This window comes from Actinosynnema sp. NPDC023658, from assembly GCF_040639995.1.
Lineage (GTDB): Bacteria > Actinomycetota > Actinomycetes > Mycobacteriales > Pseudonocardiaceae > Actinosynnema.
The window spans coordinates 1-10,170 of record NZ_JBFAAX010000196.1 but is presented as its reverse complement, the minus strand read 5'-3'; the positions used below and the strand labels follow the sequence as shown (position 1 = coordinate 10,170).

At 70.6% G+C, this 10,170-nt stretch carries 9 protein-coding genes; 4 read left to right on the top strand and 5 right to left on the bottom strand.

The window, feature by feature from the left end:
* On the top strand, positions 1-650 hold a 650-nt coding region (locus AB0G02_RS20370; protein WP_360796620.1), incomplete at its 5' end, for a hypothetical protein.
* 12 nt (positions 651-662) lie between these two features.
* On the opposite strand, the gene AB0G02_RS20365 is transcribed toward AB0G02_RS20370, so the two are convergent.
* Positions 663-1,253: a LysE family transporter gene (locus AB0G02_RS20365; protein ID WP_360796626.1), complete on the bottom strand. Its 591-nt coding sequence runs from the start codon at positions 1,251-1,253 to the stop codon at positions 663-665.
* Between the two features lie 72 nt (positions 1,254-1,325).
* Here AB0G02_RS20365 and AB0G02_RS20360 point away from each other — a divergent pair, with 72 nt between their 5' ends.
* From AB0G02_RS20360 to AB0G02_RS20350, 3 genes are all read left to right on the top strand, one after another.
* Positions 1,326-2,186 carry a LysR family transcriptional regulator ArgP gene (locus AB0G02_RS20360; RefSeq protein WP_360796623.1) on the top strand — a complete coding sequence of 287 codons (861 nt, stop codon included), beginning with the start codon at positions 1,326-1,328 and terminating at the stop codon, positions 2,184-2,186.
* 83 nt (positions 2,187-2,269) lie between these two features.
* Positions 2,270-2,788: a hypothetical protein gene (locus AB0G02_RS20355; RefSeq protein WP_360796617.1), complete on the top strand. Its 519-nt coding sequence runs from the start codon at positions 2,270-2,272 to the stop codon at positions 2,786-2,788.
* 174 nt (positions 2,789-2,962) lie between these two features.
* Entirely contained in the window at positions 2,963-5,653 is a 2,691-nt protein-coding gene (locus tag AB0G02_RS20350) for a lectin (protein ID WP_360796616.1), read from the top strand.
* Positions 5,654-5,727: 74 nt separating this feature from the next.
* Here the strand turns inward: AB0G02_RS20350 and AB0G02_RS20345 are convergent, their stop codons facing one another.
* The 4 genes from AB0G02_RS20345 to AB0G02_RS20330 are packed head-to-tail and all read right to left on the bottom strand — an operon-like array spanning position 5,728 to position 9,807.
* Positions 5,728-6,561: a carbohydrate ABC transporter permease gene (locus AB0G02_RS20345; RefSeq protein ID WP_360796613.1), complete on the bottom strand. Its 834-nt coding sequence runs from the start codon at positions 6,559-6,561 to the stop codon at positions 5,728-5,730.
* The gene (locus AB0G02_RS20340) at positions 6,558-7,493 is read right to left on the bottom strand and encodes a sugar ABC transporter permease (protein ID WP_360796609.1); all 936 of its coding nucleotides are present in this window, start codon (positions 7,491-7,493) and stop codon (positions 6,558-6,560) included. The genes AB0G02_RS20345 and AB0G02_RS20340 overlap by 4 nt, the downstream gene beginning before the upstream one ends.
* Positions 7,490-8,776: an ABC transporter substrate-binding protein gene (locus tag AB0G02_RS20335; RefSeq protein WP_360796606.1), complete on the bottom strand. Its 1,287-nt coding sequence runs from the start codon at positions 8,774-8,776 to the stop codon at positions 7,490-7,492. Before AB0G02_RS20335 ends, AB0G02_RS20340 begins: the two co-directional genes overlap by 4 nt.
* Positions 8,776-9,807, bottom strand: a complete 1,032-nt coding sequence (locus tag AB0G02_RS20330; protein WP_360796603.1) for a LacI family DNA-binding transcriptional regulator — start codon at positions 9,805-9,807, stop codon at positions 8,776-8,778. The genes AB0G02_RS20335 and AB0G02_RS20330 overlap by 1 nt, the downstream gene beginning before the upstream one ends.
* Positions 9,808-10,170 lie beyond the last annotated feature (363 nt).

Sequence of the window (10,170 nt, the reverse complement as noted above, 5' to 3'; positions counted from 1 at the left end):
CTGGGCGTGCCCGCGCCGAGGTCGGCACGGCGATGAGCGTCGGACCGGAGGTGATGACGCGGGCGCTGCGGTGGCTGCGGCCCCTCCGGCAGTCCCCCGGCCCCGAGCACCGGTCCGTCTTCGTGGTGGACATCGCCGGCTTCGGCCGGTGGAACGACCCGACCCAGCTGCGGGCGCGGCAGGTGCTCCGGCACGCGGTGCGGTCGGGGCTGCGCGCCGCGGGCGTGCGGTGGTCCGAGCTGGCCGTGCACGACCGCGGTGACGGGATGATGGTGCTGGTGCCCGCCTCGGTCTCCAAGCTGGACCTGCTCGACCCCGCCATCCCGGCCATGATCGCCGTGCTGCGGCGGCACAACGCCGCCGTCGCGCCGGAGCAGCACATCCGGGTGCGACTGGCGCTGCACGCGGGCGAGGTGCAGCGCGACCCGCACGGCTGGGTCGGCGCCGACGTCAACACCGCCTGCCGCCTGGCCGACAGCGCGCCCGTGCGCGAACACCTGACCGGCGAAGCCGTGCTGGTCGTGTCGGAGGTGATCTACCAGGGCGTCGTGCGCCACGGCTACCGCCGGGTCGACCCGAACGCCTACCACCGCGTCGAGGTCTCGCTGAAGGAGCTCCACGCCGCCGCCTGGGTGACCAACCGATTCTAGCCGGGAGCGCCTTCACACCACGAGCGACACGCCGGTCGCCGTGACCACCACGGCGACCGCCCCGTCCAGCACCCGCCACGCCGACGGCCGCGCGAACGCCCCCGACAGCCACCGCGCGCCGAAGCCCAACGCGCTGAACCACAGCACGCTGCCCGTGATCGCCCCCGCCCCGAACCACCACCGGTCGGCGCCGAACCCCGTGGACGCCGTGCCCAGCAGCAGCACGGTGTCCAGGTACACGTGCGGGTTCAGCCACGTCAGCGCCAGGCACGTGACCACCACCGCCACACCCGCGCCCGCCGCGCCGCCCGGCCGCAGCGCCGACGGCCGCAGCACCCGCCGCGCCGCCAGCACGCCGTACCCGACCAGGAACGCCGCACCGACCCACCGCACCACCGTCAACGCGGACGGCCACGCGGTCAGCGCCGCACCGACACCACCGACGCCCAACGCGATGAGCACCGCGTCCGAACCCGCGCAGATGGCCACGATCGCCGGTACCTGCTGCCGCAACACCCCTTGGCGCAGCACCAAGGCGTTCTGCGCGCCGATCACGACGATGAGGGACAGCCCGGTGCCGAGCCCGGCGAGCAGCGCGTACATCACGCCACCGACCGTAAGAACCACCCGGGGATAAGGCCAGCTACGTTTTCTTACGTATCATCAGCAACCGTGATGCTGGACCCGGAGTGCGTGCGCACCCTCCTCGCCGTCGTGGACGAGGGCACGTTCGACGCCGCCGCCAAAGCCCTGCACGTCACACCGTCCGCAGTGAGCCAGCGCATCAAGCTGCTGGAACAGCGCACCGGTCGCGTGCTGGTGGTCCGCTCCAAGCCCGCGCGGCTCACCGACTCCGGCGCGGTCATCGCCCGGTACGGGCGGCAACAGGCCCTGCTGGACCGGGACGCCCGCGAGGCGCTCGGCCTCGTCGAGGACCCCACGCCCATCCCGGTCGCCGTCAACGCCGACTCCCTCGCCACCTGGTTCCGCCGCGTGGTCAAGGAGCTGGCCACCGACGAGGGCCTGGTGCTGACCGTGCGGCGCGACGACCAGGACCACACCGCCGAGCTGCTGCGCCAAGGGCTCGTCGTCGGCGCCGTCACCTCGTCACCGCGACCGGTGCAGGGCTGCGTCGTCCGTCCACTCGGGAGCATCCGCTACCACGCCGTGGCCACCAAGGGGTTCGTCCGGCGCCGGCTCTCCGACGGGCAGCCGCTGCACGACGCGCCGGTGATCGTGTTCGACGACAAGGACGACCTGCAGGACCGGTTCTGCCGCGAGCTGTCCGGCCACGACGCCTCCGCCCACCGCCACCACCTGCCCGACGGGCACGTGTTCGAGGACGCCGTCGTGGCGGGCGCCGGCTGGGCGCTGCTCACCGAGCACCAGATCGCCGCGCACCGCAGGCTCGTGCACCTCGCCCCCGACCGGCCCGTGGACGTGCTGCTGCACTGGCAGCAGTGGAAGCTCGACTCGCCACCCCTGGCCCGCGTCGCGGACGCCGTCTTCCGCGCCGCGGCGGCCGAGCTGCACTGAAACCCCGAACGGCGGTGTCCGCCGCGAACCCCGCACTGCTATCCACAGACGGCAGAGCACGGGCGACGAAGGGAGTCGGTGCCATGTCGAGGTTCTCGCGAACCTGCCTGGTGGCGGTGCTGGTCCTGGGCGGCTTCGCCGCCGTGACGGGCCCCGCCCACGCCGCCACCGTCGACCAGGTCTGCGTCGGCACGTGGGCGGTCACCTACGACCCACCCATCACCACCACGCCGAGGGAGGTCCACGCCACCCTCACCGGCTACTTCCCCGTCTGCACGAACCCCCTGGCACCCGGCGCGTCGTACACCCAGGCGTTCACCGACACCGTCTCGTGCGCGACGCTGCTCAGCGCGGGGGCCGCCTCGCGCCAGTACACGTGGAGCAACCCGCTCGCGGCGCCGACCACCTTCGCCTACAACTGGACGGTCAGCGACGTCGGCGGGCAGGTCGTGGTCACCAACACCGGACTGATCACCCACGGCACGTTCTCGCCCGCCAGTGCCGAACAGGTCACCACGCTGGTCACGGCCGACTTCCTCCAGTGCGGCGGCACCGGCGTCTCCAGCCTCACCGGTCCGACCACCCTGACCATCTTCCACTGACTTCACCCTACACTGAAGCTATAAAGACTTTCACATTCCCGGTATTCGTTGTCCACCGGACACGGGCGGCCCAACGCCGTTGAGCCGCGCAGCGGGTTCCTGGTCTGGACCTCTGCCGGCACAATCAGGGGCTGACAACGTTGTCAAACCTCCTACCCCTGCCGGAGGTTCCAGATGCGTCTCCGCTCCGCGGCCATCGCCGCCCTCACCTTCGCCGCCCTCGCCGTGCCCCTCCAGGCCGGCACGGCGCTCGCCGTCACCGATCCCGCGCAGCACGTCAACCCGTTCGTCGGCACCAAGCCCGGCGGTCCCGACTTCGGGCACGGCGGCGGCGCGGGCAACACCTTCCCCGGCGCCGTCGCGCCGTTCGGGATGCTCCAGTGGAGCCCCGACACGGTGACCCACCAGCACGGCGGTTACCACTACGACGACAACCGCATCCGCGGCTTCAGCCTCACCCACCTGTCCGGCCCCGGGTGCAGCGACTTCGGCAACGTGCCGTTCATGCCCTCCCTGGGCACGACGCCCGCCGCCTACTCGACGTTCACCCACGCCAACGAGCAGGCCTCCCCCGGCTACTACTCCGTGCTCTTCGACAACGGCATCCGGACCGAGCTGACCACCAACCAGCGCTCCGGCGTCGCCCGGTTCACCTACCCCGCCGGTCAGCGCGCCTCCCTCACCGTCGACGCCGCCCGCGCGTTCAACGCCGCCAGCGGCTCCATCACCGTCGGCATCGACAGCCTCTCCGGCTACACCGACAGCGGCGGGTTCTGCGGCGCGGGCAACCGGTACCGGCTGCACTTCCACGTCACCTTCGACCAGCCGTTCGCCTCCACCGCCACCATCACCGACGGCCGGGTCGCACCGGACGGCCGCCAGGTCGAGGGCAGCAGCCGCGGCAGCGTGCCGCCCGCGCCCAAGACCGCCGGCACCCAGAACCTGCCCACACCGTCCGCGACGGCCACCCAGGACGTGCAGCCGTTCGCCGCGTCGGCGTTCGTGTCGTTCAACGCCACGACCGTCACCGCCCGCGTCGGCATCTCGTTCGTCAGCCTCGACAACGCCAAGGCCAACCTCGCCACCGAGACCGGCACGCGGTCGTTCGACGACGTCCGCACCGCCGCCCGGACCGCGTGGAACTCCTGGCTCGGCCGCATCGACGTCACCGGCGGCACGACCACCCAGCTCCGCACGCTCTACACCTCGCTGTACCACTCCCTGCTGCACCCCAACGTGTTCAGCGACGTCAACGGCCAGTACACGGGCTTCGACCGGCAGACCCACACCGCCGCCAGGACGCAGTACGCGAACTTCTCCGGCTGGGACGTCTACCGCTCCCAGATAGCGCTGGTGGCCCTGCTGGGGCCGCGCGAGGCCGCCGACATCGCCCAGTCCGCGGTGAACCAGGCCGCCCAGGGCGGCTACTTCGACCGCTGGACGGTCGCCAACGGCGGCACGGGCGTGATGAACGGCGACCCGATGGCGATCATCGTGTCCACCGCGCACGCGTTCGGCGGCACGGACTTCGACACCGCCGACGCGTTGCGCCGGATCGTGGCCGGGTCCGACAACACCAGCGAGCGGCCGGGCTGGTTGCAGTACAACAGCTACGGCTACGTGCCCACGGGCCTCGGGGACGTGTGGGGTTCGGCGGCCACCACCCTGGAGTACACCAGCGCCGACTTCGCCATCTCGCAGTTCGCGGCCAGGCTGAACGACGCCACCACCGCCGAGAGGTTCCTGCGCCGCGCCCAGGACTGGCGCAACCTGTTCAACTCCGGCAGCAAGTACCTGCAACCGCGCAACACCGACCTGAGCTGGCCCGCGTTCAGCCCCACGCAGGAGAACGAGTACGTCGAGGGCAACGCCGCCCAGTACGCCTGGATGGTGCCGTACAACCACCGCGGCCTGTTCGACGCCATGGGCGGCAACGCCACCGTCACGTCCCGCCTGGACACCTTCTTCACCGAGCTGAACGCCGGGCCGAAGAAGCCCTACGCCTACCTCGGCAACGAGCCGACGCTCAACACCCCGTGGGCCTACGCCTACGCCGGTGCGCCGCACAAGACGCAGGACGTCGTGCGGCGGGCGTTGACGTCGATCTTCCTGCCCACGCCGGAGGGCCTGGTCGGCAACGACGACCTGGGCGAGATGTCCTCGTGGGCGGTGTGGGCGGCGCTGGGCCTGTACCCGCAGGCGCCGGGCCGGGCCGAGCTGGTGCTGGCCAGCCCCCAGTTCCCCACCACCACCATCAAGCGCGGCAACGGCGTGACCCTCACCATCACCGCGCCGAACGCCTCGGACACCGCGAAGTACGTCCAGTCGCTGCGGGTCAACGGCACCGCGTCCACCAAGCCGTGGCTACCGGCGTCGTTCACCGCGCAGGGCGGCACGCTGGACTTCACCCTGGGCACCACGCCGACCACCTGGGGTTCGGCCACCGTCGACGCGCCGCCGTCGTTCGACGTCGGCCCCACCCCCGCCCGCAGCGGAGCGGTCGTCGGGCTGGCGGCCAAGTGCCTGGACGCCGAGCCCGCGGGCCCCACCGACGGCGCTCCCGTGCGGCTGTGGGACTGCAACAGCTCGGCCGCGCAGCAGTGGACCGTCGCGTCGGACGGCACGCTGCGGGCGCTGGGCCGGTGCCTGGACGTCAGCGGCAGCGCGCGCGCCAACGGCACGAAGGTGCAGCTGTGGACGTGCAACGGCACGGGAGCGCAGCAGTGGTGGCCGAAGGGCGGGACGCTGGTCAGCCCGGCGTCCGGCAAGTGCCTGGACGTGCCGGACAGCAACTCCGCGAACGGCATCCAGCTGCAGGTCTACGACTGCAACACCACCGCGGCCCAGCAGTGGCGCCTGCCCTGACCGCCCGGAGTTAATTGGCCGGTCGCCACGGCTCTCCCAACACGTGGCGACCGGCCGTTGACACCGCCAAGTGGCTACTTGACGCCACCTGCGGTCAAGCCTGCGATGATCCTCCGCTGGAACAGCAGCACCACCACGACCAGTGGCACGGTCACCACCACGCCGGCGGCCATCTGGGTGCCGAACGGCTGGTCGAAACCGTACGCCCCGGTGAACCGGGAGATCGCGACCGTAGCAGTTTGCATCGAGCTGTCGTTGACCATCGACAAAGCGATGATGAACTCGTTCCACGCCGCGATGAACGTGATGATCGCGGTGGTGAACACGCCCGGTGCCGCCAGGGGCAGGATCACCTTGCGGAACGCCTGGCCACGCGTGCAGCCGTCGATCATCGCCGCCTGCTCCAGCTCCTCCGGCATCTGCCGGAAGAACGCGGTCAGGTTCCACACCGCCAGCGGCAGCGCGAACGACAGGCTGGGCACGATCATCGACTGGTAGGTGTTGATCCAGCCGATGTCGGTGAACAGCGCGAGCAGCGGCACCAGCAGCGAGATGCCGGGGAACATCGACGTGGCGATGATCAGCGCCGCCACCGCGTTCTTGAACCGGAAGTTCAGCCGGGCCAGCGCGTACGCCGCCGACACCCCGATGACCAGCGTGAGCACCGTGGTGACGCCGGCGACCACGAGGCTGTTGAGCAGCGACCGGCCGAAGCCGACCCCCGGCGCGAACACCGCGGTCAGGTTGTCCAGCGAGAACGGGGCGGGCAGCGCCGTCAGCTCGAACTGGTCGGACGGGCGGCGGAAGGCCGACACCGCCATCCAGTAGAACGGCGCCAGGCAGTAGAGCAGGATCAGCAGCAGGCCCGCGAACGTCAGCACCCGCCTGGGCAGCGTTGCGCCCTTCATTTGCGCGCCCTTTCCCGTGCCGCACCGACGACGTCCGCGCCCAGCAGCCGCACGAACACCAGCGCGGTGACGGCGACGTAGACGAACAGGATCGTCGCGTACGCCGCGGCCGGCCCGAATCTCAGGCTCGCCGCCTCGTCGAAGGCCACCATGGACAGGGTCTCCACCGACTCCTTGCGGCTGCCGATGAGCACGAACGGCAGGTCGAACATGCGCAGCGCGTCCAGCACCCGGAACAGCACCGCCACCAGCAGCGCGGGCTTGACCAGCGGCAAGGTGATGCGCCAGAACTGCAGCCACGGCGACGCGCCGTCGACGCGGGCCGCCTCGTAGACGTCGGTCGGGATGATCTGGAGACCGGCGAGCACCAGCAGGCCGACGAACGGCGCGGTCTTCCACACGTCCGCCAGGATCACCGCGAACTTCGCCTGCCAGCCCTCGGTCGTCCACAGCACCTGCTGACCGATCAACGCGTTGGCCACGCCGTCGGCCTGGAAGATCCAGCGCCACAGCAGCGCCGACACCGCGGTCGGCACCGCCCACGGCACCAGGATCGACGCCCGCACGACACCCCGCCAGCGCAGCGCGTGGTGCATCACCAGCGCCATCGCGACCCCGATCAGCACCTCCAGCACCACCGTGATCACGGTGAACACCGTCGTGTTGCCGAACGAGTTCCAGAACCGGGAGGCGGACTCGCCCGCGAAGATCGCGGTGTAGTTGTCGATGCCGACGAACTTCGACCCCTCGACGATGAAGCCGCTCTCGTCGAGGTCGGTCCCGTCCCGGAACACCGACTCGCGCAGCGCCGCCACCAGCGGGTACCCGACCACCAGGCCGAGCACGACGAACGTCGGTGACAGCAGCGCCGCGGCGAGTCGCCCCGCGCCCGAGGTGGCACCACCCCGGGCGCGGCGGGCGACCACCGTCACTTCAGGAGCTCCTGCAACTTGGTCTGCAGGTCCTTCAGCGCCACGTCGCTGGTCTTCTCACCGGTCAACGCGGCGTAGGCGGCCTCCTGGACCGCCTGGGTCACGTCGCCGTAGCGGACGGCCTGCGGGCGCGGCTTGGCCGACAGGATCGACTCCTTCAGCGTCGGCAGGTACGGGAACTGCTTGATCAGCTCGGCGTCGTCGTACAGGCTCGCCAGGGTCGGCGCCTGCGAGGTGGCCAGCAGGTTGGAGCGCTGCGAGGACTCGCTGGTGAAGAACTTGATGAAGTCCAGCGCGGTGGCCTTGTTCTTGCCGAACGCGGAGATCGCGAAGTTGTGGCCACCGAGGGTCGAGCTGCCGGGACCGTCGATGCCGGGCAGCGGCGCGACGTCGAACTTGCCCGCGACCTGCGAGGAGCCGTCGGTCTTGCCGGCCAGGTTCCACTGGTACGGCCACTGGCGGTGGAACAGCAGCTCACCGGCCTGGAACGCGCGGCGGCCTTCCTCTTCCTTGTAGGTGATGGCCTTCTGCGGGATGATCCCCTGCTGGAAGCCGGTCACCAGGGTGTCCAAGCCGGCCTTCGCCTCGGGCGAGTCGACCACAGGCTTGCCGGAGGAGTCGACCACGTCGCCGCCCGCGGAGTGCACGGCCTCGTCGAAGTTGACCGTCAGGCCCTCGTACTTCTCGAACTGACCGGCGTAGCAGCCGATCGCGGGCTGCGCCGCCTTGACCGCCTGGCAGGCGGCGGTGAGCTCGGCCCACGTCTTCGGCGGCTTCACGCCCGCCGCGTCGAGCAGGTCCTTGCGGTAGTACAGCAGGCCGCCGTCGGAGTACACCGGCACGGCGTAGAGCTTGTCGCGGTACTGCGCCGTCTTCACCGCGGGCTGGAGGAACTTGTCCAGTCCGAACTGGTCCGCGGGCAGCTCGACGACCCAGCGGTTGGCCGCGAACTCGGCCGTCCACACCACGTCCAGGTTGAGGAGCGTGTACGCGTCGGACTTCACCTGCGCGTTCTGCACCATCTGCTGACGCTGGGCGTCGGCCGACTCCGGCAGTTCGATGATCCGGACCTTCTCGTCGCCGTGCTTGGAGTTCCACTCGTCGACGAGCTTCTGCATGTTGCCCGACGTGTCCTTGCCGGTGGCGAACGTGATCTCACCCCGGCCTTCGAGCGCACCGCCGGGCTGCGCGCCGCCCTTGTCCCCTCCGCTGCTGCACGAAGCGAGGAGGACTGCCACGCCCAGCGCCGCAGTCGCCCGCAACGCCGTTGTCCGAACGCCCATCACCGAGACTCCCATTCGTTCACGTCTTGCTCTGTCAAGCGGATCGGAGCGCTGCCGCGGCTGATGATCTCACCAGGCAGCAGCACGCACCGATCGCCGTTCGCGCTGTCCAGCAGGTCCACCACGGTGCGGGCGAACCTCTCGACGGGTTGTCGCACCGAGGTGAGACCACCGTCCACAACGGAAGCCAGCGGCGAGTCGTCGAAACCCGTCACCGCGACGTCCGTCCCGGGCCGGAGCCCTTGGCGGCGCACTTCACGGTGCACACCTACAGCAATCGGGTCGCTCACCGCGATCACTGCGTCCGGTGGGACTTCGGAGTCCAGTAGGTTCCGCATCGCCACACCGCCCGCCTCGACGGTGTCCACTTCGGCGCACACGAGCCGATCCGAAGGCAGGCCGAGGGCGTCGCACCCGGCCCTCCACCCGCGCACCCGGTCCAGGTACTGGCCGGTCGCGCCGCACTTGCCGACGAAAGCGATGCGCCGGTGACCGAGGTCGTGCAGCCCGGCCACCAACCGCCGGCACACCCCCGCGCCGTCCAGGTCGACCCAGGGACCGGGTTGACGCCCCGTCCACGTGCGACCGAACGACACGAAGGGCACGTCCCGCTCGGCCAACCACCCGTGGCGCGGATCGTCGTCCACGGTGTCGGCCAGCACGAACGCGTCCACGGCCCGCTGCGCGACCAGGTCCGCGTACACCCCGACCGCACCGCCGGTGAACAGCAGCACGTTCCGCCCCGACCGCTCGACCTCCGCGGTCAGCAGGTGCAGGAACCGGTCCATGAACGGGTTGGGCGTGTCCGACTCCGGCACGCAGTAGCCGATGAGCCCGGCCCGGCGCGCGGCCAGGTTGCGGGCGTTCCGGTTCGGCCGGTACCCGAGCGCCTCGATCGACGACCCGACCCGCTGCCGCGTGCCCGACTCCACCCGGTGCGGCGCGTTCAACACGTTCGACACGGTCTGGCGCGAGACACCGGCGTGCAGCGCGACCTGGCGGATCGTCACCGGAAAGCCGGGACGTGCCATGCGCCGCACCCTCCCCTGACAATTCGACGCCCATTTGACCGCTCAAACCGGCGGTACTGTGTCCCGGCCCACAGCGGAATGTCAAGGAGTGGGACGGCCGACGTGACCGGAACGCAACTGACCGAAACCCCTCGAACACCATCCGCAGTGCTCAGCCACCCCGAACCACCACAAATGTGAACAACCGACCCGTAACCGTTCAGTGACCACCGGGTCGAATCACCGCGTAATTGCCCGATCACACTTCGCAACCCCAACGCCCCCGGCACCACCCCACCAAGGCCCGATTTGACATGGGTTCGGGTGCCTTGGGCTGGACGAAGCCGGCAGGCCTGGCGGGACGCTTTACCCCGCCGGGCCTGC